Origin of the sequence: Cupriavidus sp. WKF15 (assembly GCF_029278605.1) — a bacterium.
Taxonomy (GTDB): domain Bacteria; phylum Pseudomonadota; class Gammaproteobacteria; order Burkholderiales; family Burkholderiaceae; genus Cupriavidus.
In genome coordinates this window covers 1,781,388-1,807,437 of sequence record NZ_CP119573.1, presented here as the reverse complement: position 1 = coordinate 1,807,437, position 26,050 = coordinate 1,781,388, and the positions used below count along the sequence as shown (strand labels likewise).

The following is a 26,050-nucleotide window of genomic DNA, read 5'->3' as shown; positions in this document are numbered from 1 at the left end:
CATGCGCCGAATCCGCCTGACCCTTCCAGCCCTGCTGCTGGGCGCCGCACTGCTGCCCGGCATGGCCACCCAGGCGCTGGCCGCCGGCAGCGGCCCGGCTGCATGGGGTGTCGACCAGCTCATGTCGGCGCTCGCGCAACGCAAGTCAGGGCGCGTGCAGTTCACCGAGACGAAGTACCTGGCCATCCTGGAGCGCCCGGTGGAATCGAGCGGCGAACTTGTCTTCGTCGCGCCTGACCATCTGGAAAAGCGCACCGTCACGCCCAAGCCGGAAAACCTGGTGCTGGACGGCGACATGATGACCGTGGAGCGTGGCGGCAAGCGCTACACCATGCCGCTGCAGAACTACCCGGAAATCGCCGCCTTTATCGAGAGCATCCGCGGCACGCTCGCGGGCAACCGCAGCGCGCTGGAACGCTACTACAAGCTCGGACTCGAAGGGCGCGCCAGCCGCTGGACGCTGACGCTCACGCCAGCCGATTCGCGCATGGCCGCCATGGTCAGCCAGGTGCGCATCGACGGCGCCAATGATGCGCTCGACAGCGTGGAAATCCGCCAGGCCGACGGCGACCGCTCGGTCATGAAGATCCGCCCCGCCACCCGGCCATGAGGTTCGCGCCGCGCGGGGGGCCGCGTACAACCGCCCTGCCGGCAGCGCGCCTGGCCGTGGCGCTTTGGCTGGCGTGGCTGCTGGCCTGCGCGGCGGTCGTCACGCGCACCAGTTTCACCGCCGACCTGTCGGCCTTCCTGCCGCGACTGCCCACCGCCGAACAGCAGCTGCTGGTGGACCAGTTGCGCGAAGGGCTGGTCTCGCGCCTGATCCTGGTCGGCGTGGAAGGCGGCGACGCAGACGGGCGCGCGGCGGTGTCGCGCGCCATGGCCGCGCACCTGCGCCAGAATGCGGCGTTCTCGGCCATCAGCAACGGCGAACCGGTCAACCAGGCCGCCGACCAGCGCTATCTCTACGACCACCGCTACCTGCTGAGTCCGACCGTCACGCCCGAACGCTTCTCGCCGCAGGGGCTTGCCGCAGCCGTCGCCGACACCTTCGACCTGCTGGCATCCCCCGCCGGGCTCTTCACCAAGTCGCTGTTGCCACGCGACCCTACCGGCGAGGTGATGTCGGTCATGTCGCAGCTAGATGCCCGGCAGCGCGTGCCGCTGCATGCGGGCGCCTGGGTCTCGCGCGATGGCCGGCGTGCCGTGCTGCTGGCGCAGACGGCCAGCGCCGGTTCCGATACCGACGGCCAGGCCAGGGCCATCGACGCCATCCGCGAGGCGTTTGCCGGCGCGGCAAAGGCCGGTCCATACCGGCTCGTGATGACCGGCCCCGGCGTGTTCTCGGTCAAGGCGCGCGACACGATCCGGCACGACGTCGAGCGGCTGTCGAGCATCGGTATCGCCATCATCGTCACGCTGCTGCTGCTGGTGTACCGCTCGGTGCCGCTGCTGGTGCTCGGGCTGGTGCCCGTGCTATCCGGCGCGCTGGCCGGCGTGGCGGCGGTCAGCCTTGGCTTTGGCGGCACGGTGCACGGGCTCACGCTCGGCTTCGGCACCACGCTGATCGGCGAAGCCGTGGACTACTCGATCTACCTGTTCGTCCAGTCGGCGCAGTACACGCGCGGCGGGCAGCGCGACAACCGCGCATGGATTGCCGGCTTCTGGCCGACCGTGCGGCTCGGCGTGCTGACCTCGGTGTGCGGCTTTGCCTCGCTGCTGCTGTCAGGCTTCCCGGGGCTGGCGCAGCTCGGCCTGTACTCGATTGCCGGCCTGGCCACGGCCGCACTGGTCACGCGCTTCGTGCTGCCGCACCTGGTCCCGGCCAACCTGCACCTGCGCGATGTGACGCCGCTCGGCACGCGCCTGGCCGCGCTGCTGGCCAGGGCCGGCCGCCTGCGCTGGGTGGTCGCGGTAGTGGCCCTCGCCGCCTGTGCCGTGCTGTGGGCGCGCCACGACACCCTGTGGGGACGCGAGCTGTCGGCGCTGAGCCCGGTGCCTGCAGCGGACCAGGCGCTGGACGCCTCGCTGCGCGCCGACCTCGGCGCGCCTGACGTGCGCTACCTGATCGTCCTGTCCGGCCCAGACCAGGAAACCGTGCTGCAGGGTGCCGAGCGCGTGGCGCGGGAACTCGACCCGCTGGTTGCGTCAGGCCTCATCGGCGGCTACGAAAGCCCGGCGCGCTATCTGCCCAGCGCCGCCACGCAGCGCGCGCGCCAGGCCAGCCTGCCACCGCCTGACGAACTGGCGCAGCGCCTGCGCGCCGCCGTCGCGCAGCAGCCGGTGCGCCCGGAACTGTTCGCACCGTTCCTGGCGGAGGCCGGGCAGGCGCGTACCGCCGCCCCGCTGCAGCGTAACGACCTGAAGGGCACGTCGATGGCGCTGGCCATCGACGCCCTGCTCACGCCGCATGGCGACCACTGGAACGCCACCCTGCCCTTGCGCGCGCCGGCATCGGCCAAGGCTACGGACGTGCTGGACAGCCGGCCAGTGCGCGCGGCGCTGGACCGGGCCGGTGTCAGCCACGCGCTCTTTGTCGACCTCAAGCGCGAGTCGGACCAGCTTTACGGTGGCTATATGCGCGAGGCGCTGCACCTGTCACTGGGTGGCGTGCTCGCCATCCTCGTGCTGTTGTCGGTCGCGCTGCGCTCGCCCCGGCGCGTGCTGGCGACCGTACTTCCACTCGCCGCCGCGGCGCTGGCTGTCATGGGCGGCCTGGCCGCCATGGGGCAGCCGCTGAACCTGCTGCACCTGGTGGGCATGCTGCTGCTGGTGGCAGTCGGATCGAACTACGCGCTGTTCTTCAATGGCGCGGGCAGTACGGGCCCGACGACAGCCATTTCGGCGCATACACTGGTATCGCTGCTGCTGGCCAACCTGACCACCGTGGCGGCTTTCGGTCTCCTGGCCTGGTCGGACCTGCCGCTGCTCAAGGCATTCGGGCTGACCGTGGGGCCAGGTGCGGTACTCGCACTGTGGTTCTCGGCGATCCTGGCGCCGGCGAGCGGCGGCCATGGCAAGCGAAAGGAAGACGCCTGATGAAACCCGCGACACCCCTGCCCGTCCCGGCGCGGGACCAGGCGCCGCCCGTCTCGCGCACCTGGCGGCCCGGCAAGCTGCTGTATGGTGCCGGGCTGGTGCACGCGGGTGCCGCCGTGGCCGTGCTGGCTGACCCGTCGACCCTGGCATGGGCCGCAGCAGCCGTTGGCGCCACGCATGCGACCCTGGCGACGGTGGGACTTTGGCCGCGCAGCACCTGGCTCGGACCGAACGCGCTGCGGCTGCCGCGCGCGGCCGGCAACAGCGTGGCCCTGACCTTCGACGACGGCCCGCATCCGGAACTCACGCCGCGCGTGCTCGAGCTGCTCGACCGTCACGGCGCTCGCGCCACCTTCTTCTGCGTTGGCGAGCGCGCGGCGCGCTACCCCGGCCTGGTGCGCGAGATTGCGCGCCGGGGCCACGCGGTGGAAAACCACAGCATGCATCACCGGCTGGATTTCTCGGTGTTCGGCCCCTGGCGCATGCGGCGGGAGATCCGCGACGCCCAGCAACTGCTGGCCGACCTCACCGGACAGCCACCGCGCTATTTCCGCGCGCCGGCCGGCCTGCGCAACCCATTCCTCGAACCGGTGCTGTGCACGGAAGGCCTGCAGCTTGCCGCATGGACGCGGCGCGGCTTCGACACGCGCAACGGCGACCGCGCGGCTCGCATCGCGCAGCGCCTCACGCACAACCTTGCCGCCGGCGACATCCTGCTGCTGCACGACGGCAACAGCGGCGTCGACCCCGCCGGCAAGCCGCATTGCACGGCGGTGTTGCCCGGACTGCTCGCGGCCATTGCCGATGCCGGACTGCAGTGCGTGACCCTGCGCGCCGGCATGGCGGCGGAGGCCGGGCGCACGGCTTGATACAATGCCTTCACCCCCGCGCACCTCACCCACGCACCCAGTGTCGCCGCTCCATCTCTCGCATTTCACTGCCACCAGTTGTATCGGCACCGGGCTTGACGACACGCTGAGCGCCCTGCGCGAACAGCGCGGCGGCCTGGCGCCATGCCGTTTCGGCGACGTCCGCCTGGATACCTGGGTCGGCGAGGTAAAGGGCGTCGATGACGTCGCCCTTCCCGCTGCGCTCGCAGGCTTTAACTGCCGCAATAATCGCCTCGCGCTGCTAGCGCTCGAACAGGACGGATTCGCCGATCGCGTCAGGGAGGCGGTGGCACGCTATGGCGCGGATCGTATCGGGGTCTTTCTCGGCACCAGTACCGCAGGCGTGCTGCAGACCGAACTTGCCTACCGCCAGCGCGACCCGCAGACCGGTGCGCTGCCGGCGGGATTCAGCTATGCCGGCACCCACAGCCCGTACTCGCTGCCGGGCTTCGTGCGCGCTTATTTCGGGCTGAGGGGACCGGCGGGCACGGTCTCGTCGGCATGCTCGTCGGGTGCCAAGGTATTCACCTCGGCGCGCCGGCTGATGGAAGCCGGCCTGATCGACGCGGCCGTGGTCGGAGGCGTCGATTCGCTCTGCCACACGACACTGTATGGCTTCGGCTCGCTGGAGCTGCTCTCGGACCAGCCCTGCCGGCCGTTCGACGCCGATCGCAACGGGATCTCGATCGGCGAAGCCGCTGCCTTCGCGCTGCTGGAACGTGCGCCGCAACGGGCACCGGAAGGCGCCATCCTGCTGCTCGGCATCGGCGAATCCAGCGACGCGCACCATATGTCCTCGCCGCACCCGGAAGGCCTGGGCGCGCGCATGGCCATGGAGCAGGCGCTGGCCAGCGCCGGCATCGCGCCGGGACAGGTCGACTATGTCAACCTGCACGGCACCGCGACGCGCGCCAATGACGCGGCCGAAGCGCGCGCGATGGACGCGCTGTTGCCGGGCACGCCCTGCAGCTCCACCAAGGGTGCCACCGGGCACACGCTCGGCGCCGCGGGCGCGCTGGAAGCCGTGATCTGCGCGCTGGCCCTGCGCCATGGACTGCTGCCGGGCGGCATCAACACTACGCAGGTGGATCCGGCGCTGGCGGTCGACTATCGCCTCGCCAGCCGCGAACAGCCGCTGCGCCACGTGCTCAGCAACGCGTTCGGATTCGGCGGCTCCAACTGCAGCCTGCTGCTCGGGCGCGCAACTGGCGGGCAATGACCATGGGCGCACCGCTTCTCTGCTTTATCGATGGCATCGGCGTGCTGGGCCCTGGGCTCGGCAACTGGGCCCAGGCCGTCGACGTGCTCGCCGGCCGGCAGCCCTACCAGCCTGCCCCGACCGAACTCGCGCCGCCGGCCATCCTGCCACCGGCCGAGCGGCGGCGCAGCGGCACGGCTGTCAGGCTGGCGCTGGGCATCGGCCAACAGGCCGTGGCCGCCGCTGGCATGGAGGCCGCCGGCCTGCCAACGGTATTCACCTCGTCGAGCGCGGACGGGCACAACTTCCATGCGATCTGCGAAGCCCTGGCGCAGCCCGATCCGCTGATGTCGCCCACGCGCTTCCACAACTCGGTGCACAACGTCGCGGCCGGGTATTGGTCGATTGCCACGCGCGCCATGCGCCCGGCCAATGTGCTGAGCGCGCTGGATGCGAGCTTCGGTGCCGGCCTGCTGGAAGCGGCTGCCCAGGTATCGGCGGACCGCGAGCCCTGCCTGCTGATCGCCTACGACTCCGATTACCCGGAGCCACTGCGAACGCTGCGCCCGATTGCCGCCCCGTTCGGGGTGGCGCTGCTATTGTCGCCGGAAGCGTCGGAACGATCGCTGGCACGGATCGAAGTGGCGTTGGCACACGCAGCGGCGACGCCGATGGACGACGCCGCGCTGGAGACACTGCGCCGTTCGGTACCGACCGCGCGCGCACTGCCGTTGCTGCACGCCGTTGCCATGCAATCGGCCAGCTCGGTAGTGATCGATTATCTGGAAGACCTGCAGCTGCAGGTCGCCGTGCACCCGCAGGCGCGGCCCGGGAATGGCGGATAGCGTGCCGGCTCCACACACGCCGCTGGATCACGCCTGGATCGCCGCCAGGATTCCGCACCAGGGCAGCATGTGCCTGCTCGACAGCGTGATCGACTGGGACGCGGATTTCATCCGCTGCGTGGCCACGAGCCACCACAGCGCCGACAACCCGCTACGCGCGCACGGCCGGCTGGCCGCCGTCTGCGGCGTGGAATACGCAGCGCAGGCAATGGCCGCGCATGGCGCTGCCTCGCAGCAAGGCACGCAGCGTCCACGCATGGGTTACCTGGCCAGCGTGCGCAAGCTGGTGCTTGACGTCGACCGGCTCGACGATATCGACGGATCGCTGACAATCGAAGCGCATCGCATCAGCGGCGAAGGCGCCAACGTGCTCTATGCGTTCGAAGTCAGCGGTAGTGGCAAGCGGCTGCTTTGCGGGCGGGCGGCAGTCATTCTCGACGTAGCACCACCACCCGGCGCCTGACGCAACTCAAGGCTTCGGTGCCGGCAGGATCTTGCCCGATACCTCGCCAAAACCCACGACAAAGCCGTCGCCCGCTGCAAACCCGGTCATGACGATCTCGTCACCGTCCTCGAGGAACGCGCGGCTGCTGCCGTCGGCGAGCTTCAGCGGCTCGGCGCCGTTGCGCGTCAGTTCAAGCAGGCTGCCGTAGGAATCCGGCGTGGTACCGCTGATCGTGCCCGACCCCATCAGGTCGCCCACGCGCACGTTGCAGCCCGACACCGTGTGGTGCGCGAGCTGCTGCGCCATGGTCCAGTACATCGCCTTGAAGTTGGTGCGGCAGATTGTGCTCGGCGCAGCGGCACCCTGCGGGCGCAGCGCCACTTCGAGTGCGATGTCATAGGCGTTCTTGCCGTGCTGCTGCAGGTACGGCAGCGGCTCCGGCGACTGCGCGGGATTGTCGCGGCGGAACGGCTCCAGCGCTTGCATGGTCACCACCCACGGTGAAATCGAAGTGCCGAAGGTCTTGGAGTTGAACGGCCCAAGCGGCACGTACTCCCATTGCTGGATGTCGCGCGCGCTCCAGTCATTGAGCAGCACCATGCCGAACATATGGTCCGGCGCATCGGCAGTGCTCACCGGCTCGCCCAGCGCGGATTCCTTGCCGACGATAAAGCCGACCTCGAGTTCAAAGTCCAGCTTGCGGCACGGCCCGAAGACCGGGCGCGCCTCGTTCGGCAGCTTGATCTGGCCGTTCGGGCGGCGCAGGTCGGTACCGCTCACCACCACGGAGCTGGCGCGGCCGTTGTAGCCGATGGGGATTTCCAGCCAGTTCGGCAGCAGCGCATTCTCGGGGTCGCGGAACATGCGGCCGACATTGGTGGCGTGCTCTTTCGACGAATAGAAATCGGTGTAGCCCGGGATCTCGACGGGCAGGTGCAGCGTGACCTGGTCCGACGGCACGAGCGCGCGGTCGCGCAGCGCGGCGTTGTCGCGCAATGCGGCGTCGGCGCCCGACAGCAGCGCCGTCAGGCGCTGGCGCGTTTCCGACCACACCGGCTTGCCCAGCGCGATGAAGCGGTTCAGGCTCGCGGCGGCAAAGCTGCCCTTGGCCGCCGCAGGCAGCAGGCCCGCTTCGTCGAGCGCGGCGAGGTCCAGCACGAATTTGCCGATCGCCACGCCAACGCGCGCGGGCTGGCCCTTTACGGAAAAGATGCCGTACGGCAGGTTCTGCAAGGGGAAATGGGTCTTGCCGTCGTTGGCGGATTCAATCCAGCTGGTGGTCGGGGCGGTCATCAGTTACTCCGAAAAATGTCTGTGGCACGCGGACCGTGCCGCGCGCCGTCTACTTGTTTTGTGTGGCTTTGCGCCGCTGTGCTCAGCGCTCGTTCGGGTTGAAATGCTTCTTCAGCCCTTGCCAGCAGGTGTAGTAGTCCTGCTGCAGCGAGGCCGAGTTGGCCGCGTAAGGCGTAGGCCGGATCACGCCCGGGGTCTCGAACATGAACGCCATGGTGTCGGTGATGTGATGCGGGGTGGACGTATCGGCCGAGGTAGCCTTGGCAAACGTGTCAGCATCGGGGCCGTGGCCGCTCATGCAGTTGTGCAGGCTGGCCCCGCCCGGTGCGAAGCCCTCTGCCTTGGCGTCGTAGACGCCGGTGATCAGGCCCATGAATTCGCTGGCGATATTGCGGTGGAACCAGGGCGGGCGGAACGAGTTCTCCATCGCCAGCCAGCGCGGCCCGAAGATAACGAAATCGATGGTGTCGACACCCGGCGTGTCCGACGGCGACTGCAGCACCAGGAAGATCGACGGATCCGGGTGATCGAAGCTGATCGAGCCGATGGTATTGAAGCGGCGCAGATCGTACTTGTAGGGCGCGAAGTTGCCGTGCCACGCCACCACGTCGAGCGGCGAATGGCCGATATCGGCACGCCACAGGTTGCCCTGGAACTTCGCCACCAGTTCGAAATCGCCCTCGCGGTCCTCGTACGCGGCCACCGGCGTCATGAAGTCGCGCGGGTTGGCCAGGCCATTGGAGCCGATCACGCCCAGGTCGGGCAGCTTGAACTGCGCACCGTAGTTCTCGCAGATATAGCCGCGCGCCTCGCCATCCGGCAGCTCGACGCGGAAACGCACGCCGCGCGGAATCACCACGATCTCCTGCGGCTCCACATCGAGCCGGCCCATCTCCGTCACGAAGCGCACGCGGCCCTGCTGCGGCACGACCAGCATCTCGCCATCGGCGTTGTAGAAGAAGCGGTCCTGCATCGACTGGTTGGCCAGGTACAGGTGGATGCCGCAGCCGGTCATGGCCTCCGGGCCGCCGTTGCCGGCCATGGTGACGATGCCGTCGATGAAATCCGTCGGCGTGGCCGGCATGGACGGCGGGCTCCAGCGCATCTGGTTCGGCGATGCCGCGATTTCGTCAAAGCGGCTCAGGAAGCGCGACTGCTCCACCAGCGTGAACGGCTTGTGCATCGCGCCCGGGCGGATGCGATACAGCCACGAACGGCGGTTATGGGCGCGCGGCGCGGTGAAGGCCGTGCCGGACAGTTGCTCGGCATACAGGCCGTACGGCGCGCGCTGGGGTGAATTCTGACCAACCGGCAATGCGCCGGGCAGCGCTTCCGTGGCGAATTCGTTGGCAAAGCCGGACATGTAGCCGTGTTCGGCCAGTTGGGTGTGCGTGAGATTCATGATCGGGTCAGCGTCGGGGTCGGGAGTTCTTTGGCGGAATGGACGGGCATGCCGTGCCAGGCGGCGGCATGGAGGACGGTCGGCGAACAGATCGCCTGTTGCATGGCGCGGAGCACGGCATCCGCGGAAAAACTGATCCAGCTCGAGCCCCTGGCGGCAATGCGTTCGCCGCAACCCAGGCCATCTGCCCACGGACGCAGCGGCATGCGCTGCTCGGCGCATGGCTGGTACGCAGTACGGGTCTGGTCGCTGGTGTCCACGGTGTCTCCATGTCACGCCGGTATCCGGCTTGCCGCGGGCCTGGGAGCTTTGTGTTTTGTTCGGCTTCTCAGGAAGAATTACGGAATGCGTAATGCATTTACTATATCGTAATCATTGAGGACGGACGTGTCAAATCGATGCCGTGAGCGTGGCTTCAATTTGTTTTAGTCGGGAAACGGGGGAAGGCGGGAAGTCTTGGGCGCCAGGCGCTGTGGCTGTTTCGCCAGCGCAGCCGGAGGGTCGCTTTTGCCCTGGTGACAAAAGTGACCAAAAAGCGAGTGGGCGTGATGGATGCATGCGCCAGTGCGGCGACCTATCACCAGACACCAGCAACCGGCACAGCGCGTCTGCACTGTGCCGGTTGCTGCCCTCCCTCTCCGCCGTTAATCCGCCTGAACCGGCCACATCTGGAATGTGTCCGGCCAGGCAGAATCGTGAGGAGGCTGGTTAGTGGCCTTCGCCTGTACCGGAGCCGAAGCTGCCGGTGCCAGGATTGGCCGCTGTCGCCGGCGCACTCGGGGCGGCGGCCGGTTGGCCGGCCATCGAGGCTGCCGTGACGCCGCCATTGCGGCTGGCGATGAATGCGTTTACGTCGGCAGCGAGATGCTGCGGCGCCAGGACGACCTCAAGCCCCAGGGCTTCGCATGCGGCCAGGAAGGTCGACATGCGGGGATCGGCCTGGCCAGACTCTGCCCGCAGGTAGGCTTCTCGCGAAATCCCCGCCTTTCGGGCAACGTCTTCCTGCTTCAGCTTGCGCGCTCGACGCAACGCCCGCAGTTGCCGGAACGGTTCGCTAGCGCCTCTTGGCACGGCTGTACTGTTCATGTCGGTCTCCAGTCACCAGTGAAAAAAAAGTGCGCGGACGTGCATTCGAGTATAGAGCACGCAAAGCATTCCGTATGTAGCCGTCGAAACACTTTGTGCAGATTTCTTGCAACGAGATTTTCCGGGACCAAAGCCGGCTGTCTATGGGCCGGATACTGCACTGCATCGTCGCACCGCCCTGACACTAACGACAATGTACCGATTGCGTTGACGTGAAAGGCACACGGCATGATTTCACTCCTGCTTCAGCAGGAGTCGCTCTTTGACAAACCGACCGGTCGTGCTATTCTGCATTCCATGCAAAAAGGCCAACTCACGCGCAACGCCATCATCGAGCAGGCGCTCGACACAGCCGCCCGGGTCGGATTCGAACAACTGTCGCTGGCGAGCCTGGCGGCGGACACGAATATGTCCAAGAGCGGGCTGTACGCCCACTTCAAGTCGAAGGAGGCGCTGCAGCAGGCCGTGCTGGAACTGGCCACGGAACGCTTCGCCGCGGTTGTTGCACGTCCCGCCATGCGGCAGCCGCGTGGCGTGCCACGGCTGGAGGCGCTGTTCGAAGGCTACCTGGAATGGCTGGGCGGTACCGTGACCCAGGGACGCTGCCTTTTCATGGCGCTTGGGCAGGAATACCGCGACAAACCCGGCGCGATCCGCGAGCAGGTGGTGCAGTCGCTGAAGGACTGGCACAGCACCATCGCCCGTGTGGTGACAGACGGCATCGAGGAAGGCCAGTTTGCCGCGGACGTCGATGCGCGCCAGTTCGCATTCGAGATGGTGGGCATCGGCATGTCCTTCCAGCAATCGTTCAAGCTGCTCGGCCGCGCCGACGCCGAAGCGATGGCGCGACGGGCATTTGCCGGCCTGCTTGAGCGCGCTCGCCAGCGCACGTCCACGGCAGGCTGACGCAACCGCGAGGGATTCAGGATGACGGCCTGATTTTTACCAAAAAAAGCACGACTGGTCGTTCCTAATAGAAGCGCAGACAGCCCGACTGCCTCAGCCAGACGGATCGCGCGCCAAATCAGTTGGAGGTGTTTGTTGTGAGGCAAGGACTTTCATCCATCGCCCCAGGCCCCGCCGCGAAGCTAGCGGCTCCGGACCAGGGGACAACGGGCGCCCTGACGCGCCTGCGCTGGCAGGTCGGCAGCCTGCTCAACCCGGCGGGCACCGCGCGGGCGCTGGAAAGGCTGTGGTTTGGCCCGCGGCATGCGATTCCGAACGGCGCCGCGCTGCGCGTGATCGAGCGCGCGCGCGCCGACTGGGCGCTGGTTGTTGGCCACGGCCCCAGCCGGCGCGTGCGCGTCTACCGCTGGGGCAACAAGGGCCCTGTCGTGCTGCTGGCCCACGGCTGGGGCGGTCATGCGGGGCAGTGGCATGCGCTGATCGACGGGCTGCTGGCAGCCGGCATGCGCGTGGTGGCATTCGATGCGCTGTCGCATGGCGCCTCGGATGCCGGAGTGCGAGGCAGCGCCCAGACCTCCGTGCTCGAGATGTCGCGCTCGCTGCTGGCGGCGGCTTGGCACGCTGGTCCCGTGCACGCCGTGGTGTCGCACTCGCTGGGCAGTGCCGCGGCAGCGCTCGCCATTCGCGAAGGCCTGCCCGTGCGCGCTGCCGTCATGGTGGGCCCGCCGGCCGACATGCACGCCGCCTGCGCAACCATGGCCTGGCAGCTGGGCATCGGTCCGCGCGTGCTTGCGCGCATGCAGCGCGACAGCGAGCAATGGCTGGGCATGCCCTGGTCCGCCTTCAACGTGCCGGAGGTGGGCCGCACGCGCCCCGTACCTCCAACCCTGATCGTCCATGACCGGCACGACCGCGAGGTGCGCTGGGAGGATGGCGCCGCCATCGCCGGCGCATGGCCGCAGTCGCAACTGGTAACGACCGAAGGCCTGGGTCACCGGCGCATCCTGCAGGACGCCAGCGTCATCGCCCGCATCACCGGCTTCATCCGGCCGGCGGCCGAACAGCCTTTGCCGGGACTGGCGCCGCCGGACCTGGCTTTGCAGTGAAAGTGGGAGAACCGATATGTTCCTCGTCAGCAACGACATGACAGCCACCCTGCCCGCTCGCGCCTCGCTGCGCGTGGTGGCGGACCCGGGCGAACGCGTCGCGGTGCGCTGCACCGAAGGCGAGCTTTGGCTGATCCGCGACGGCGATCCGAAAGACACCTCGCTGGCCGTCAGCGAGAGTTTTACGCTGCCCGAAGCCAGCCGCGTGGAACTCTATGCTGTCACCCCGGCCACCCTGCGCGTGACACGCTGCCGTTCGGGCGGCTCTGCCGCAAGTGGCTGGCCCGGCCGGCTCAGGCGCCTGCTGGGGCTGGCCCATCCTTTGCGGACTGGCGGTTAACGCCTGGTAGCGGGACGACGCAAAGCGTCGCCCCGCTTCTCTGGGAGGGTTGGGTCGACTGTCAGTTAATTGCTTAATTTACCTTCAGCCGCCTGCCGCCTAGGTTCTGAGATCCAGCACGACCACTGTTGCGCCCGCACGCGCAAAGCGCAAATACGTTGCGCCGCCGATACCGCCGCCACCCGGTCACGATGGTCATCTCGCCCTTGAGTCCTTGCTGAGCCTTCTCCCATGAGGTCTCCGGTGCTATCGTGCCGCCATCGCATCACGCGTCACTACCGAATCAGGAAAATGGTTAGCCCGGAATTTGGCGACAAGATCTCCCCAGACGTACGGATGGAACTAGCCAACCGGCTGTTCTTTCGCCTCTATCAATGCGCAAACATGTTGCACAAGACCGGATCGCGCGCCGTGGAAGCCGAAGGGCTGACCACCCAGCAATGGGCCGTCCTGGGCGCCCTGTCGCGGCCGGAGGCCGGCAATGGCATGAGCGTGGGAGACCTGGCGCGCTACCTGATGGTGAGCCGCCAGAACCTGTCGGGACTGGTCAGCCGCATGGAACGGGATGGCCACGTGAGTCTGGCGCCGGACGGACGGGACCGCCGCTCAAGACTGGTGCGGATGAGCGAAACGGGACGGCAGGTGTGGCTGCACCAGGCTCAGCCGAAGATCCGCGACTACTACGAGCGCGCGCTGGACGGCTTCTCCACGAACGACCTGACGCACACGCTGCATTACCTGCTCAAGCTGCTGGACAATATGCAGGCCCTGGATACCGGCGCGGCGGATACTGAAAGCGACTGACCCGCCGTATCGCCTTTGCAACGGCGCGAGCCACCGGCCGTGCCCTGCGCCACTCCGGAATGCCGGAAAGCCGCCTTGCGCGGCGAATGGCGCGCAACTTGCGTGAACGCAGGTTTGCTCAGATGCAAGGGCGCCTTGTTCCGGAAGCGCGAGTGCTTCGCCACCCCGCCTCCCGCGACCACGGTTCCGGCTCCGATAGCCGGGCCGCGCGCGCAATGCCCCGAAGCCCTGAACCACCGTCCGCGCCAGCCGCGCGGACAGTGCCGATCCATCTTGCCGGAGAATCAACATGATCCGATATCTCGTACTGGCAACCTTCACCGACCAGGGCATCCGTACCGTGAAGGACACCACCAAGCGCGCCGCCGCGGTGCGCGAAATGGGAACGCAGTTCGGCGTGCAGGTGAAGGACATCTACTGGACGCTCGGCGCCTATGACGTAGTGCTGGTAGCGGAAGCATCGGATGAGGCGGCGATGACCGCCTTCGGCATGACGATCGGCGCGCAGGGCAATGTGCGCACGCAAACGCTGCGCGCATTCAATGCCGACGAGATGCAGGGCATTCTCGGCAAGGTTCGCTGATACGCGGATGCAGGCATCAAACGGAAAGCGCCTGCCGGCACTTGCGTGCGGCAGGCGCTTTCTGCTGGCGGAAGCTTGCGTGCCGGCCGGACTCAGAATCCTTCCAGCACAAGCTTGCCGATGGTCTGCCCGCCTTCAAGCATGGCGTGGGCGCGGCGCAGGTTGGCCGCGTTGATCGTACCGAGGTTCTCGCCGACCGTGGTCTGGAGCCGCCCGGCATCCACCAGCCGCGCCACCTCATTGAGCAGCCGGTGCTGCGCGATCATGTCGGGCGTGCCGAACATGGCGCGCGTGAACATGAACTCCCAGATCAGCGCCGCGCTCTTGCTCTTGAGCCGTTCGACCGGCAGCGGCGCCGCGTTCTCTACGATCGTGCAGATCTTGCCTTGCGGCGCGATCAGGTCCGCCATGGCCGGGAAGTGGCCGTCGGTATCGTTGAAGCACAGGATGTAGTCCACCTGCGCAAACCCCAGCGCCTTCAGTTGCGCCGCCATGTCGCCGCGATGATCCACGGTATGGTCGGCGCCCAGTCGCCGGCACCATGCCTGCGAGGCTGGCCGCGCCGCCGTGGCGATCACCGTCAGGCCCGCCAGTGTCTTGGCCAGCTGGATGCCGATGGAGCCCACGCCACCCGCGCCGCCGATGATCAGCACGGACTTGCCCGCGTCATCTCCCTTGGGCGACACGCCGAGCCGGTCGAACAGCGCTTCCCACGCCGTGATGGCCGTCAGCGGCAAGGCTGCGGCCTGCGCGAAATCCAGCGAAGCCGGCTTGTGGCCGGCAATGCGCTCGTCCACGAGATGGAATTCCGCGTTGGCGCCGGGGCGCGTGATGCTGCCCGCGTAGTAGACCGGGTCGCCCACCTTGAACAATGTGACATCCGGCCCCACGGCGACGACCGTCCCGGCCGCGTCCCAGCCCAGTACGCGCGGATTCGCTTCCACCTGCGGCTTGGGCGCGCGCACCTTGGTGTCGACCGGATTGACGGCAATAGCCTCGACCTTAACCAGCAGGTCATGGCCCGCCGCGGCGGGGATTTCGATCTCGATGTCGACCAGCGAGGCAGGATCGGAGATGGGCAGGTAGCGGGTCAGGCCGATGGCTTTCATGGTCACAGTCCGGAGAGCGAAGGGAGAATGGACTGTAGCTTAGCCGCCATTGACCTGCTTGATTAGCAGCATGATCCGGCAATCACTTTCCCGGATATCAGGAAAATCCCGCGCAAAACGCTAATGGGATTGCCGCGCCTTCGACCGGACAGGCTCGTCGTCGTAGAAGCCAGGTGGGTAGATCGGATAGCGCAGGGCCGCATACACGACCACGGCCGCGCCGATCGCGGTCATCCAGTCGAGCAGATCCGCCATGGAGACTCCTTGCAACGGCCGGACGGCCAATCCGCCGGCCCTGCCTAAAGTCTATGAACGATCGGCGCCCGGCCCAACGACCGATTTCGACTTTGCATCCTCGGGCGTCACGCGCTGCGCCAGCAGCTTCTGGATGGCCGCCTCGGTTTCGGCATAGTTCCCTTCGCCGTAGTGGTGGTAGACGATGCGGCCTTGCGCATCGATCAGGTAGGTGGCCGGCCAATACTGGTTGTGGAATGCCGACCACGTGGCATACGCGTTGTCCTGCGCGACCGGATAGCGGATGCCAAAGCGCTTGATGGCCTCCTGCACATTGGCGGTCGATTTCTCGAACGCGAACTCCGGCGTGTGCACGCCGACCACGACCAGTCCCTGGTCCTTGTACTTCTCGTGCCACTGCTTCACGTGGGGCAGCGTATGGATGCAGTTGATGCACGAGTAGGTCCAGAAGTCGACCAGCACGACCTTGCCGCGCAGTTCGCGCATCGAAAGCGGGGGCGAATTGAGCCAGTGGTCGATGCCGGTGAACTCAGGTGCCTTGCCCTGGTCGGCGACTGCCGGGCCGGCAGAGGCACTGAACCCGGCGCTGAAGGCATAGATGGCGATAAGGATAGCTGCCGCCACGGCGGCGCGAATGAAGGTGCGCATGATAGGGGCTAGTCGTTGGGCAATGGATGTGGCAGGCGCGTCCATCGCGCTGCCACAGCTGCATTTAAGTCGACTCGTGTATCGCGGCCTTATTGCATTGGGGCCCGGTGCGCGTGCTTACGTATCGGCGCGCGGGGGTGATACAGAGACATACAAAGGGTTCATCGCCGGGAATGGGCTTTGGCTCGTGGCAGGCGTGGCTGTTTCGCCGGCGTAGCCGGCGAGTCACTTTTGTCTCGCGACAAAAGTAACCAAAAACGCGTTTTCGTGGTCGACGAACGGCCCCGGGTGGTGAAGACGGTACAGGGCATAGCCAGACTGCCTGCCGCGTAGATGATCAGGATAGAGACGTCAGATGAGCGAACCCGGATTACTTGGTGGCCCCTCCTAACCGCGCCACCGGTGGGACGCCTACGGCTGCGCTGCGCGCGGGTCAGTGAGAAAACCGAAAACTGAAACGGCGATGGGGAGAAGCACCGCGCCTGCGACCTGATGCCGGTGGCCGACCGGGCAACCAAGCATCGCGAGACCAAAGCCGCTTGAAAACAAGGAGCGCATCGTTGATGGCCAGCCGCCAGGCGACGCTCTTTTTGTCGCTCGGACAAAAAGTGACTCGCCGGCTACGCCGGCGAAACAGCGACGCCGGCCAAGCACAACGAGCCAGTCACCACCACAAAGCCCCCCGCCGGCTATGCCGTCGCCCCCATTCAACCCAACCTCACTTCCGCCGCCAACCCACCCCCTTCACGATTACGCAACCGCAGCGTGCCACCAATTGCCACCGCAAGCTGCTGAGCAATGGCCAGGCCCAGCCCCGTACCACCAGTCTCGCGGCTGCGTGAATTCTCCAGCCGGACAAACGGTTGCAGCACGGCATCCAGCTTGTCTTCCGGAATACCCGCACCGCGGTCCAACACTTCAATGACCACGGCATCCTGCTCGCGGCGCACATTCAGTTCCGCTGCCCCGCCGAACTTGATCGCGTTATCGATCAGGTTGGTCAGGATACGGCGCAGCGCCTGCGGGCGGGTTTCAATGGCGCAGCCGACGCATTGCTGAACCGTGACCGCCTTGCCGGTGTCCTGGTAGTCATACGCCAGGCTCTCGACAAATGACCCGAGATCGATCCGCGACGCCTTCTCGCCGCCGCCATGAGCCGAACGCGCATACGCTAGCCCTTCGCGCACCAGCGTCTCGATCTCCGCCAGGTCGCTCACCATCTTGCGCTTCTCCTCGGATTCCTCGGCCATCTCGGCGCGCAGCTTCATGCGCGTGATCGGCGTCTGGAGGTCGTGGGAGATTGCCGCCAGAATCTGCACGCGTTCCTCCACGAATCTCGCGATGCGCTCGCGCATGGCATTGAACGCGCGCGCCGCGCGCGCCAGCTCGGTGGGGCCATTCTCGTCGAGTGGCGGCGTCTTCGCGTTCGGGTCGAGCGCATCGGCGGCATCCGCCAGCTGCACCAGCGGACGGATCGACAGCCGCACCGCATACCAGCAGCACAGCACCAGCAGCAGCAGCTGGATCAGCAGCACATAAGGCAGCCATTGCGCGATCGGCGTCATGCGCGGATGCACGTCGATGGTCAGCGGGCTGCCGTCGCTGAGCGTCAGGTGCGCCTGCAATTGCTTGCCGTCGCCTGGAATCGACTCCACCCGGACCGCGAAGCGGCCTCCACTCGCCTCCATGATGCGGTCGGCAATGTCCTGGCCGCGCTGGGACATCTCCGGCACGCCAGGCAGGCCGGTCCCCAGGATGTATTGATAATTGCCGCGATTCAGGCGTGGCAGCCATTGCGGCCGCTCGCCGGCCGGCAGCCGGTCCAGGATGGCAATGGAGGTGGAAACGTCGGTTTCCAGCGTGCCCAGCATCACCTGGCGCGCGGAGATGTAGCGCTCCGAGAACAGCACGCCGAACGACAGGCCGTGGGCAACCAACAGCCCGGCGAGCAGGATCAGGAACAGCCGCGCCCCCATCGTGCGGGGCCAGGTCCAGCGGCGCGCGGTCAAGTTCACTGGCGTGCCTCCCGGATCTCGACGGGCATGGAAAACACATAGCCCTCGTTGCGCACGGTCTTGATGTGTTTGGGTTCTCGCGCATCGTCATTGAGGCGCTGGCGCAAGCGGCTGACCAGCAGGTCAATCGAGCGCTCGAACATCTCGGCCTCGCGGCCCTGCGTCAGGTTGAGCAGCTGGTCGCGGTTCAGCACGCGCTGGGGATGGTCCACGAATACGCGCAGCAAGCGGTACTCCGCGCCGCTCAGCGCGACGATGGTGCCGTCCTGGTCGATCAGGTGCCGCGCCGTGGTATCGAGCTGCCAGTCGCCGAACGCGAGCACCTGCGCGGCCTCGGTGATCTGCAGGTTGGGCGGCAGCATCCGCGTGCGGCGCAGCACGGCCTTGATGCGCGCAAGCAGCTCGCGCGCCGCGAACGGCTTGGCCAGGTAGTCGTCGGCGCCCATTTCGAGTCCGATGATGCGGTCGGTCTCGTCGTCGCGGGCGGTCAGCATCAGGATCGGCGTAGCCTTGTGCTTGCCCGCCCTCAGCTCGCGGCACAGCACCAGCCCGTCGTCGCCGGGCATCATCACGTCCAGCACGATCAGGTCCACCGTATTGGCATCCAGGAACGCCCGCATATGCCGCCCGTCCGGCGCGACCGTCGTGCGCAGGCCGTTCTTGGTGAGATAGGCGGAGACCAGTTCGCGGATCTCACGGTCGTCATCGACGATCAGGATGTGGTCGACGTGTGCGTCCATCGTTGTTGCCTCGGCAAATAGTGGAAGTGAACGGGCAGCCTGCTTTGCCAGCATTGTATGGGGGTCGGCCGCGACGCGTGTATCGCCATGTATCTGGCGGCCGCAGCCGCACAAACCGGTACAAAACCGGCCGATGGCGACACATGGCGGCGATGCCGGCGGTGTCTGATCGGGGCAAGCCAATCCTGAGCGAAAGGACACCGATCATGACCCTGCTGATCCTTGCCTACCTGGGCGGAGTACTGACCATCCTGAGCCCCTGCATCCTGCCGGTCCTGCCCTTTGTCCTCAGCCGGGCCGGGCAGCCGTTCCTGCGCGGCCGGCTGCCGATGCTGGCCGGCATGGCGCTGACGTTCGCCGCGGTGGCCACGCTGGCATCGGCCGGCGGCGCGTGGGCCGTGCGCGCCAATGCCTATGGCCGGATCGGAGCCCTGGCGCTGCTGGCCGTGTTCGGGCTGTCGCTGCTGCTGCCGCGCGTCGCGGACACGCTCGCGCGCCCGGCCGTGGCGCTGGGCAACCGGCTGGCGGGCGCAGATGCGTCCGGCGGAGCGCCCGGTTCACCGTGGGGTTCGCTGCTGCTCGGCATCGCCACCGGCCTGCTGTGGGCGCCTTGCGCCGGGCCGATCCTTGGCCTGGTCCTGACCGGCGCCGCGCTGAACGGCGCCAGTGTCTCGACATCGCTGTCGCTCGCGGCCTATGCCGCCGGCGCGGCGACCTCGCTCGCCGCGGCGCTGGGCCTCGGCGGCCGCGTCTTCGCGGCCATGAAGCGGTCCATGGGCGCGAGCCAGTGGCTGCGCCGTGGCCTGGGTGCGGGCGTGCTGGGCGGCGTCCTGGCGATCGGGCTCGGCGCCGATACCGGCCTGCTCGCCCGGCTGTCCGCCAGCGGCCCGGTGCGGCTTGAGCAGGCGCTGGTCGAGGCGCTGCGCAACGATCGCCCCGCCCCGCAGACGGCCAATGAAAGCGCCGATGCAAGCCACGGCAATGGGCTGCTGCTGGCCGCCAATGACATGCGCGCGGGCTTCCCGGGCTCCCTGCGCGTGGAAGGCCAGTTGCCGCCACTGGACGGCGCCGCCCAGTGGATCAACTCCCCGCCGCTGTCGCGCGAATCCTTGCAGGGGAAGGTCACGCTGGTCTACTTCTGGACCTATTCCTGCATCAACTGCATCCGTACCCTGCCCTACCTGCGCGCGTGGGCGGACAAGTACAAGGACCAGGGCCTGACGGTGGTCGGCGTGCACACGCCCGAATTCGCGTTCGAGAAGTCGCCGGACAACGTGCGCCGCGCGGTCGCGGATTTCCGCATCGGCTTTCCCGTGGCCGTGGACAGCGACTACCGGATCTGGCGCGCGTTCCATAACAGCTACTGGCCGGCCGCCTATTTTGTCGATGCACGCGGCAATATCCGCCACCACCAGTTCGGCGAGGGCGACTACGCGTACTCGGAACGGGTCATCCAGACCCTGCTGGCGGAGACCGGCAACCGCGCCATTGCCGGCGATGTCGTCGCGCCCGATGCCGGCGGCGCACAAGCGGCGCCGGACCTGCGCAATGTCCGCTCCGAAGAAACCTATATCGGCTACAGCCAGGCGGTGAATTTCGCCTCGCCGGGCGATATGCGGCCCGACGCGTCGCGGCAATACACCGTCGGCAAGCTGCTCCTGAACGAGTGGGGCCTGTCCGGCCAATGGACCATCGGCGCCGAGCACGCCACGCTCGACCGCGCCGGCGGCGCCATCCGCTACCGCTTCCACGCGCGCGACCTGCACCTGGTGCTGGGGCCGGCGGCCAACGGCCAGGCGGTCCGCTTCGTCGTGACGATCGACGGCAAGCCGCCCGGCGCGAGCCACGGCGCGGACACCGACGCGGGCGGCAACGGCGCCGTCACGCAAACGCGGCTCTACCAGCTGGCGCGGCAGGCCGGCGAGGTGGGCGAGCATACGTTCGAGATCCGCTTCCTGGACCCCGGCGCACAGGCTTATGCCTTCACCTTCGGCTAGCCGCCGGTCCCCTGCGCCCAGCTGAACGGCGCCGGATTTCGGGCGCCGCGCGAGGGCAAAGCCTGCCCGATCCTTGCCAGCAAAGTGCCGCTTTGAGGCCGGCCTGCCCGGTTTGGCCACAAATGCGGCGAAATCGCCCGCGCGTCCGTGTAAACTGCTGGATTTTTCGCTCTGGCGATATGCTCCAAGCACCACGGCGCGCAGGGTTCAGCGGCCCGACGCTGATCCGCCTGCTGGTTCGCCTGACAGGCAACGACGCCCCCGAATCCGGCCAGTCGCTCTCGGCCCAGCTCAGCCAATGGCTCGGCTGGACGGACGCGATCGCCCTGTCCGCGGCGCTGAACGGCAATCCGCCGGCCTCGGCGGGGTCGCGCGCGGCCGGCGCCGAGGACGCCGACTGCGCCCGCGTGCGGACCGCACTGGCGGCGGCCATCGCCGATGACAAGGCGGCCGGCGGCCGGCAGCGCGGGCGGCCGCGTCCATCCGTCCCGGATCCCATGGACGCCGTCGTGGACTATGCGGCGTTTCGCCAGCGGTACGTCACCTTGCAGCAGACCATGGAAACGGAGATCGCCAGCCTGCGCGGCCGCCTGCGGACGGCGCTCGCGGCGCGGGCCTCCGGCATGGCGCGGCTGGCGATGGTGGATGCCGTGATGGAACGCGTGCTCGTCGCGCGCGAACAGGCACTGCTGGCCACCATCCCGGGGATGCTCGAAGCGCACTTCACGCGCCTGCGCCAGGCCGAGGAAGCCGCGCTGGCGGGCGTGCCGGCGCAAGTGACGTCCGGCGCATGGCTCACGGTATTCCAGAACGATATGCAGAACGTGCTGCGCGCCGAACTCGACATCCGATTCCAGCCCGTCGAGGCACTGCTCGCCGCGTTGCGTGACAGCTAACCCAACCACTATGACCAGAACCCTCATCCAAATCGTCGTTTTCCTGGCAGGCCTGGCCGTCGTGGGCTGGATCGGCGCCGGCTACGCGGGCACCAATGCGCTGGCCCTGGCGGTCACGCTGCTGATCGGCGGCTTCTACCTGGCCGGTGCGTTCGAGCTCAAGCGCTACCACCAGGCCACGGCCACGCTGGCGCAGGCCATTGCGGGGCTGTCCGGCGCCCCCGCCAGCCTTGGCGCGTGGATCGAGCCGTTGCCTCCGAGCCTGCGCAATGCCGTGCGCCTGCGCATCGAAGGCGAGCGCGCCGCCCTGCCCGGTCCGGCCCTGACGCCATACCTGGTCGGCCTGCTGGTCCTGCTGGGCATGTTCGGCACGTTCCTGGGCATGGTGGCAACGCTGCGCGGCACCGGCATCGCGCTGGAAGGCGCGGCGGACCTCGATGCCATCCGCGCCTCGCTGGCCGCCCCGGTCAAGGGCCTGGGCTTCGCGTTCGGCACGTCGGTCGCCGGCGTTGCCACCTCGGCGATGCTGGGCCTGCTTGCCACGCTGTGCCGGCGCGAGCGCATCGAGGCCGCGCAGGCGCTCGACGCCCGCATCGCCACCACGCTGCGCCCGTACTCGCGCACGCACCAGCGCGAAGAGGCGTTCCGGCTGCTGCAGCGGCAGGCGGACGTCATGCCCGCGCTGGTCGACCGGCTGCAGGCCATGATGACCACCATGGAGCAGCAGCACCAGGCCATGTCGGACCGGCTGGCCGCCAGCCAGGCGGCGTTCCATGAGCGCACCGACGCGGCGTATGGGCGGCTCGCCGATTCCGTGCAGCAGTCGCTGACGCAGAGCATCGCCGACAGCGCGCGCACCGCCAGCGCAGCCATCCAGCCGGCCGTCGAGTTCACCATGGCAGGCATCGCCCGCGAAACGGCGGCCCTGCACACAACGGTCACCGACGCCGTGAAGCAGCAGCTCGACGGCCTGTCGGCCCGTTTCGAGGGCACCACGGCCACCGTCGCGGACCTGTGGCAGCAGGCGCTGGCCGGGCATCAGCGCACGAGCGAAGCCCAGGCCAGCGACCTGCGCGCCACGCTCGACGGCTTTGCCCGGACCTTCGATCAACGCTCGGCCGGCCTGCTGGAAAGCGTGGCCGCCCGGCTGGACGCCACGACGGCCAGCGCCGCCGGGACCTGGAACGACGCGCTGGCGCAGCAAGCGCGCATCAGCGAGAAGATGGCCGGCGACAACCAGCAGGCCATGGCAAGCGCGGCGGCGGCGTTCGAGCAACACGCGGCGTCGATGGTGCAGGCCGTGGCCAGCACGCATGCCGGGCTGAAGCAGGAACTGTCCGCGCAGGACTCGCAGCGGTTGCAGGCCTGGGCGGAAACGCTCGGCGCCATCACCACCACCCTGCGCAGCGAATTGGAACAGGCGAGCGCGCACACGGCGAACCGCCACCAGGAAATCGCCGAAGCCCTGGCGCAGACCACGTGCGAAATGTCGGCCGAAGTGCGCGCACATGCCAGCAGCACCGTCGGCGAGATCGAACGCCTCGTGCAGGCGGCCGAGCAGGCCCCGAAGGCTGCCGTCGCGCTGCAGGAAGAACTGGCCGCGCGCGATCAGCAGCGCCTGGCCGCATGGACCGAGGCACTGGCCGGCATGGCCGCGACGCTGCGCGCGCAGATGGAGCAGGCCAGCGCCAACGCGGCCGGCCATCAGCAGCAGATCACTGAAACGCTGGCACAGACCGCGCGCGAGATGTCCGCTGAAGCGCGCACCCACGCCACCAGTACCATCGCCGAGATCGACCGCCTCGTGCAGGCCGCCGAACTGGCTCCAAAGGCTGCCGTCGCACTGCAGGAAGAACTGGCCGCGCGCGACCAGCAGCGCCTGGCCGCTTGGACCGCGGCACTGGCCGGCATGGCCGCAACGCTGAGCACGCAGATGGAACAGGCCAGCGCCAACGCCGCCGGCCATCAGCAGCAGATCACCGAAGCGCTGGCACAGACCGCGCGCGAAATGTCCGCTGAAGCGCGTACGCACGCCAGCAGCACCATCGCGGAAATCGACCGCCTGGTGCAGGCTGCCGAGCTGGCCCCGAAGGCCGCCGTCGCGCTGCAGGAAGAACTGGCCGCCCGCGATCAGCAGCGCCTGGCCGCATGGACGGAGGCACTGGCGGGCATGGCCGCGACGCTGCGCACGCAAATCGAACAGGAAAGCGCACAATCGGCCAGCCGCCAGCAGGCCATCACCGACGCACTGGAGCAGACCGCACGCGATATCTCGACCGAAGCGCGCGCACACGCCAGCACCACCATCGCGGAAATCGATCGCCTCGTACAGGCGGCCGAACAGGCGCCCAAGGCCGCCGTGGCGCTGCAGGCCGAAATGGCCGCGCGCGAGGAACAGCGCATGACGGCCTGGGCCGGGACGCTCGGCGCCATGGCCGCGTCGCTGCGACAGGAATGGGAGCAGGCCACCGCGCATACGACCAGCCGTCAGCAGGAAATCTGCGCCACGCTGGCCCAGACCACGCGCGACATCTCGGCCCAGACACAAGCACAAGCCAGCCACACTATCGCCGAAGTCTCCCGCCTGGTGCAGGCCACCACCGAAGCGCCCAAGGCCGCCGCCGAGGTCATCGCCGAACTGCGCCAGAAGCTCACCGACAGCATGGCGCGCGACAACGCGATGCTCGAAGAGCGCGGCCGCCTGCTGGAAACGCTGGGCACGCTGCTTGATGCGGTCAACCATGCCTCCACCGAGCAGCGCGTGGCCGTCGACAGCCTCGTCGCCACCACGGCCGACCTGCTTGACCGCGTCGGCACGCGCTTCCATGAACAGGTCGAATCCGAGACCGGCAAGCTAGCGAGCGTGGCCGCGCAGGTCACGGGCAGCGCCGTCGAAGTGGCCAGCCTGGGCGAGGCGCTTGGCGTTGCCGTGCAGATGTTCAGCGAGTCCAACGACAAGCTCATGGCCCACCTGGAACGCATCGAGACCGCGCTCGACAAGTCGATGACGCGCAGCGACGAGCAGCTTGCCTACTACGTGGCGCAGGCGCGCGAGGTCGTCGACCTCAGCATGCGCTCGCAGAAGCAGGTGCTCGACGACCTGCAGCAGCTTGCCGGACAGCAGGCATCCAACTCAGAGGCCGCATGAGAGACGACGACATCGACGCAGGCGTCGAGCCGTCGGTGCCGGCCTGGGCCGTCTTCGGCGACCTGATGTCCGTGGTGCTGGGGGCTTTCGTGCTGATCCTGCTAGGCGTCATCGGCGCCCAGATGGAACTCACGTCCAGGCTGGAGAAGGAAGCCAGGCAGCGCCAGGAGGAAATGCAGCGCCGCGAGAGCCTGGAAAAGGCGCTGGCGGCGCCGCTGGCCGCCGGCCGCGTGACGCTCGTGAACGGCCGCATCGGCATCAATGGCAGCGTGCTGTTCGCGCTTAACTCGGACCAGCTCCAGCCCCAGGGGCGCGAGGTGCTGAAAAGCCTGGCCGGTCCGCTGTCGGCCTACCTGCGCGCGCGCGACGAGATCCTCATGGTGAGCGGCTTTACCGACGACCAGCAGGTGCGCGAAGGCAACCGCCGCTTCGCCGACAACTGGGAACTATCCGCCCAGCGCGCGCTGACGGTGACCCGTGCACTGATCGATGCGGGCATCCCGGCCGCGTCCGTATTCTCGGCCGCGTTCGGTGCCGAGCAGCCGGTCACATCGAACACCGACGAAGCCGGGCGGGCCCGCAACCGGCGCGTGGAGATCGCCCCGGTGCCGCGCGTGTCCACGGGGACGGTGAAACCCCGTGGCTAGCGACGCCGTGCACGACACGCTGGCCGCCTGGCGCGAGAGCGGCGCCGACCGCATCGACCCGGTCCGGTTTCGCCTGATCGAAGCGATGGCCCGGCGCGCAGCGGGCCACGGGGGCGATGCGCGCCGCCTGCTCGACGACAGGCTGTCGGCGCTGCTCAGCGCCTACGGCGATGCCGTGGCGCGCGCCGCCGCCCCCCAGGACGCCGCCGGCACGGCGCCGCGGCCACGCCAGTCCGCGCGCGGCGCACTGGCCGAGGTGGTCGACTACATCGCGAGGCAGGCGCCGCCGCCTGATGCCGCTCCTGCCCCCGGTGCACCGGTGCCACGCGGCACGCCGCGCAGCACGCCATGCGTCGAGCCGAAGCTGATCGACTATTTTCGGGATACCTGGACGCGCGTCAGCGCCAGCCAGCAGCTGCAGCAGTCGCTCGAGCGGGTGCCCGAGCATGCGGGGCCGCTCAATTCCAGCCATCTCGTGCATCGCTCGCTGACGCTGATGCGCGAGATGTCGCCGGCGTACTTCGAGCAGTTCCTGTCCTACGTGGACGCGCTGACGTGGCTGGAACAGATGAATGGCAGCGGCACGGCGCCCGTCAAGGAAGCGCCGCGCGCCGGCGTGGTGAAGAAAGTCGTTCGCACGAGGACGCGCAAGTAGCGGCAC

At 68.0% G+C, this 26,050-nt stretch carries 25 protein-coding genes; 16 read left to right on the top strand and 9 right to left on the bottom strand.

What is annotated here, in order from left to right; translation table 11 throughout:
• Positions 1 to 61 precede the first annotated feature (61 nt).
• From CupriaWKF_RS25565 to CupriaWKF_RS25540, 6 genes are all read left to right on the top strand, one after another.
• Positions 62 to 610, top strand: coding sequence for a LolA-related protein (locus CupriaWKF_RS25565; RefSeq protein WP_276103208.1), 549 nt, complete (start codon positions 62 to 64; stop codon positions 608 to 610).
• Positions 607 to 3,036: an MMPL family transporter gene (locus CupriaWKF_RS25560; protein WP_276101233.1), complete on the top strand. Its 2,430-nt coding sequence runs from the start codon at positions 607 to 609 to the stop codon at positions 3,034 to 3,036. Before CupriaWKF_RS25565 ends, CupriaWKF_RS25560 begins: the two co-directional genes overlap by 4 nt.
• Complete coding sequence (locus CupriaWKF_RS25555) at positions 3,036 to 3,905, top strand: polysaccharide deacetylase family protein (protein ID WP_276101232.1); 870 nt, start codon at positions 3,036 to 3,038, stop codon at positions 3,903 to 3,905. The genes CupriaWKF_RS25560 and CupriaWKF_RS25555 overlap by 1 nt, the downstream gene beginning before the upstream one ends.
• A 40-nt stretch (positions 3,906 to 3,945) precedes the next feature.
• A complete protein-coding gene (locus CupriaWKF_RS25550) occupies positions 3,946 to 5,145 on the top strand; it encodes a beta-ketoacyl-[acyl-carrier-protein] synthase family protein (RefSeq protein WP_276103207.1) in 1,200 nt (399 codons plus the stop codon).
• Entirely contained in the window at positions 5,142 to 5,969 is an 828-nt protein-coding gene (locus CupriaWKF_RS25545; protein WP_276101231.1) for a beta-ketoacyl synthase chain length factor, read from the top strand. The genes CupriaWKF_RS25550 and CupriaWKF_RS25545 overlap by 4 nt, the downstream gene beginning before the upstream one ends.
• A gap of 67 nt (positions 5,970 to 6,036) precedes the next feature.
• A complete protein-coding gene (locus tag CupriaWKF_RS25540; protein WP_276103206.1) occupies positions 6,037 to 6,432 on the top strand; it encodes a 3-hydroxylacyl-ACP dehydratase in 396 nt (131 codons plus the stop codon).
• Positions 6,433 to 6,438: 6 nt separating this feature from the next.
• Here the strand turns inward: CupriaWKF_RS25540 and fahA are convergent, their stop codons facing one another.
• From fahA to CupriaWKF_RS25520, 4 genes are all read right to left on the bottom strand, one after another.
• On the bottom strand, positions 6,439 to 7,707 hold the full coding sequence (gene fahA, locus CupriaWKF_RS25535; protein WP_276101230.1) for a fumarylacetoacetase: 1,269 nt from the start codon (positions 7,705 to 7,707) through the stop codon (positions 6,439 to 6,441).
• An 82-nt stretch (positions 7,708 to 7,789) separates the two neighbouring features.
• Complete coding sequence (gene hmgA / locus CupriaWKF_RS25530; RefSeq protein WP_276101229.1) at positions 7,790 to 9,109, bottom strand: homogentisate 1,2-dioxygenase; 1,320 nt, start codon at positions 9,107 to 9,109, stop codon at positions 7,790 to 7,792.
• A complete protein-coding gene (locus CupriaWKF_RS25525) occupies positions 9,106 to 9,369 on the bottom strand; it encodes a hypothetical protein (RefSeq protein ID WP_276101228.1) in 264 nt (87 codons plus the stop codon). Before CupriaWKF_RS25525 ends, hmgA begins: the two co-directional genes overlap by 4 nt.
• Before the next feature lie 448 nt (positions 9,370 to 9,817).
• Positions 9,818 to 10,195 (bottom strand): helix-turn-helix transcriptional regulator, encoded by a 378-nt coding sequence (locus CupriaWKF_RS25520; RefSeq protein WP_276101227.1) that lies wholly within the window; start codon positions 10,193 to 10,195, stop codon positions 9,818 to 9,820.
• A 297-nt stretch (positions 10,196 to 10,492) separates the two neighbouring features.
• Here CupriaWKF_RS25520 and CupriaWKF_RS25515 point away from each other — a divergent pair, with 297 nt between their 5' ends.
• From CupriaWKF_RS25515 to CupriaWKF_RS25495, 5 genes are all read left to right on the top strand, one after another.
• Positions 10,493 to 11,101: a TetR/AcrR family transcriptional regulator gene (locus CupriaWKF_RS25515; RefSeq protein WP_276101226.1), complete on the top strand. Its 609-nt coding sequence runs from the start codon at positions 10,493 to 10,495 to the stop codon at positions 11,099 to 11,101.
• A gap of 137 nt (positions 11,102 to 11,238) precedes the next feature.
• Entirely contained in the window at positions 11,239 to 12,207 is a 969-nt protein-coding gene (locus CupriaWKF_RS25510) for an alpha/beta fold hydrolase (protein ID WP_276101225.1), read from the top strand.
• A 16-nt stretch (positions 12,208 to 12,223) separates the two neighbouring features.
• Positions 12,224 to 12,547, top strand: a complete 324-nt coding sequence (locus CupriaWKF_RS25505; protein ID WP_276101224.1) for a DUF2917 domain-containing protein — start codon at positions 12,224 to 12,226, stop codon at positions 12,545 to 12,547.
• A 291-nt stretch (positions 12,548 to 12,838) separates the two neighbouring features.
• Positions 12,839 to 13,351, top strand: coding sequence for a MarR family transcriptional regulator (locus CupriaWKF_RS25500; RefSeq protein ID WP_276101223.1), 513 nt, complete (start codon positions 12,839 to 12,841; stop codon positions 13,349 to 13,351).
• Positions 13,352 to 13,640: 289 nt separating this feature from the next.
• On the top strand, positions 13,641 to 13,934 hold the full coding sequence (locus CupriaWKF_RS25495) for a GYD domain-containing protein (protein WP_276101222.1): 294 nt from the start codon (positions 13,641 to 13,643) through the stop codon (positions 13,932 to 13,934).
• A 92-nt stretch (positions 13,935 to 14,026) separates the two neighbouring features.
• Here the strand turns inward: CupriaWKF_RS25495 and CupriaWKF_RS25490 are convergent, their stop codons facing one another.
• The 5 genes from CupriaWKF_RS25490 to CupriaWKF_RS25470 all read right to left on the bottom strand — a co-directional run bounded on the left by CupriaWKF_RS25490 (position 14,027) and on the right by CupriaWKF_RS25470 (position 18,701).
• On the bottom strand, positions 14,027 to 15,043 hold the full coding sequence (locus CupriaWKF_RS25490) for a zinc-binding alcohol dehydrogenase family protein (protein WP_276101221.1): 1,017 nt from the start codon (positions 15,041 to 15,043) through the stop codon (positions 14,027 to 14,029).
• Between the two features lie 120 nt (positions 15,044 to 15,163).
• Positions 15,164 to 15,298, bottom strand: a complete 135-nt coding sequence (locus tag CupriaWKF_RS25485; RefSeq protein WP_276101220.1) for a hypothetical protein — start codon at positions 15,296 to 15,298, stop codon at positions 15,164 to 15,166.
• A 51-nt stretch (positions 15,299 to 15,349) separates the two neighbouring features.
• The gene (locus CupriaWKF_RS25480) at positions 15,350 to 15,946 is read right to left on the bottom strand and encodes a thioredoxin family protein (protein ID WP_276101219.1); all 597 of its coding nucleotides are present in this window, start codon (positions 15,944 to 15,946) and stop codon (positions 15,350 to 15,352) included.
• A gap of 707 nt (positions 15,947 to 16,653) precedes the next feature.
• Positions 16,654 to 17,922 carry a HAMP domain-containing sensor histidine kinase gene (locus tag CupriaWKF_RS25475; RefSeq protein WP_276103205.1) on the bottom strand — a complete coding sequence of 423 codons (1,269 nt, stop codon included), beginning with the start codon at positions 17,920 to 17,922 and terminating at the stop codon, positions 16,654 to 16,656.
• Between the two features lie 35 nt (positions 17,923 to 17,957).
• Positions 17,958 to 18,701, bottom strand: coding sequence for a response regulator (locus CupriaWKF_RS25470; protein ID WP_276101218.1), 744 nt, complete (start codon positions 18,699 to 18,701; stop codon positions 17,958 to 17,960).
• A gap of 206 nt (positions 18,702 to 18,907) precedes the next feature.
• On the opposite strand from CupriaWKF_RS25470, the gene CupriaWKF_RS25465 reads away from it, so the two are divergent.
• From CupriaWKF_RS25465 to CupriaWKF_RS25445, 5 genes are all read left to right on the top strand, one after another.
• Positions 18,908 to 20,698, top strand: coding sequence for a cytochrome c biogenesis protein DipZ (locus CupriaWKF_RS25465; RefSeq protein ID WP_276101217.1), 1,791 nt, complete (start codon positions 18,908 to 18,910; stop codon positions 20,696 to 20,698).
• 179 nt (positions 20,699 to 20,877) lie between these two features.
• Positions 20,878 to 21,594 (top strand): DUF3348 domain-containing protein, encoded by a 717-nt coding sequence (locus tag CupriaWKF_RS25460; protein ID WP_276101216.1) that lies wholly within the window; start codon positions 20,878 to 20,880, stop codon positions 21,592 to 21,594.
• A 10-nt stretch (positions 21,595 to 21,604) separates the two neighbouring features.
• The gene (locus CupriaWKF_RS25455) at positions 21,605 to 24,742 is read left to right on the top strand and encodes a DUF802 domain-containing protein (RefSeq protein WP_276101215.1); all 3,138 of its coding nucleotides are present in this window, start codon (positions 21,605 to 21,607) and stop codon (positions 24,740 to 24,742) included.
• Complete coding sequence (locus tag CupriaWKF_RS25450; protein ID WP_276101214.1) at positions 24,739 to 25,389, top strand: OmpA family protein; 651 nt, start codon at positions 24,739 to 24,741, stop codon at positions 25,387 to 25,389. The genes CupriaWKF_RS25455 and CupriaWKF_RS25450 overlap by 4 nt, the downstream gene beginning before the upstream one ends.
• Entirely contained in the window at positions 25,382 to 26,044 is a 663-nt protein-coding gene (locus CupriaWKF_RS25445) for a DUF2894 domain-containing protein (protein WP_276101213.1), read from the top strand. Before CupriaWKF_RS25450 ends, CupriaWKF_RS25445 begins: the two co-directional genes overlap by 8 nt.
• Positions 26,045 to 26,050: the final 6 nt, after the last annotated feature.

Coding starts and splice junctions, on each gene's coding strand:
- CupriaWKF_RS25565 (WP_276103208.1), top strand. CDS start 62: ATGGCCACCCAGGCGCTGGCCGCCGGCAGCGGCCCGGCTGCATGGGGT.
- CupriaWKF_RS25560 (WP_276101233.1), top strand. CDS start 607: ATGAGGTTCGCGCCGCGCGGGGGGCCGCGTACAACCGCCCTGCCGGCA.
- CupriaWKF_RS25555 (WP_276101232.1), top strand. CDS start 3,036: ATGAAACCCGCGACACCCCTGCCCGTCCCGGCGCGGGACCAGGCGCCG.
- CupriaWKF_RS25545 (WP_276101231.1), top strand. CDS start 5,142: ATGACCATGGGCGCACCGCTTCTCTGCTTTATCGATGGCATCGGCGTG.
- CupriaWKF_RS25540 (WP_276103206.1), top strand. CDS start 6,037: ATGTGCCTGCTCGACAGCGTGATCGACTGGGACGCGGATTTCATCCGC.
- fahA (WP_276101230.1), bottom strand. CDS start 7,707: ATGACCGCCCCGACCACCAGCTGGATTGAATCCGCCAACGACGGCAAG.
- hmgA (WP_276101229.1), bottom strand. CDS start 9,109: ATGAATCTCACGCACACCCAACTGGCCGAACACGGCTACATGTCCGGC.
- CupriaWKF_RS25520 (WP_276101227.1), bottom strand. CDS start 10,195: ATGAACAGTACAGCCGTGCCAAGAGGCGCTAGCGAACCGTTCCGGCAA.
- CupriaWKF_RS25515 (WP_276101226.1), top strand. CDS start 10,493: ATGCAAAAAGGCCAACTCACGCGCAACGCCATCATCGAGCAGGCGCTC.
- CupriaWKF_RS25505 (WP_276101224.1), top strand. CDS start 12,224: ATGTTCCTCGTCAGCAACGACATGACAGCCACCCTGCCCGCTCGCGCC.
- CupriaWKF_RS25500 (WP_276101223.1), top strand. CDS start 12,839: ATGGTTAGCCCGGAATTTGGCGACAAGATCTCCCCAGACGTACGGATG.
- CupriaWKF_RS25495 (WP_276101222.1), top strand. CDS start 13,641: ATGATCCGATATCTCGTACTGGCAACCTTCACCGACCAGGGCATCCGT.
- CupriaWKF_RS25490 (WP_276101221.1), bottom strand. CDS start 15,043: ATGAAAGCCATCGGCCTGACCCGCTACCTGCCCATCTCCGATCCTGCC.
- CupriaWKF_RS25485 (WP_276101220.1), bottom strand. CDS start 15,298: ATGGCGGATCTGCTCGACTGGATGACCGCGATCGGCGCGGCCGTGGTC.
- CupriaWKF_RS25480 (WP_276101219.1), bottom strand. CDS start 15,946: ATGCGCACCTTCATTCGCGCCGCCGTGGCGGCAGCTATCCTTATCGCC.
- CupriaWKF_RS25475 (WP_276103205.1), bottom strand. CDS start 17,922: ATGGGGGCGCGGCTGTTCCTGATCCTGCTCGCCGGGCTGTTGGTTGCC.
- CupriaWKF_RS25470 (WP_276101218.1), bottom strand. CDS start 18,701: ATGGACGCACACGTCGACCACATCCTGATCGTCGATGACGACCGTGAG.
- CupriaWKF_RS25465 (WP_276101217.1), top strand. CDS start 18,908: ATGACCCTGCTGATCCTTGCCTACCTGGGCGGAGTACTGACCATCCTG.
- CupriaWKF_RS25460 (WP_276101216.1), top strand. CDS start 20,878: ATGCTCCAAGCACCACGGCGCGCAGGGTTCAGCGGCCCGACGCTGATC.
- CupriaWKF_RS25455 (WP_276101215.1), top strand. CDS start 21,605: ATGACCAGAACCCTCATCCAAATCGTCGTTTTCCTGGCAGGCCTGGCC.
- CupriaWKF_RS25450 (WP_276101214.1), top strand. CDS start 24,739: ATGAGAGACGACGACATCGACGCAGGCGTCGAGCCGTCGGTGCCGGCC.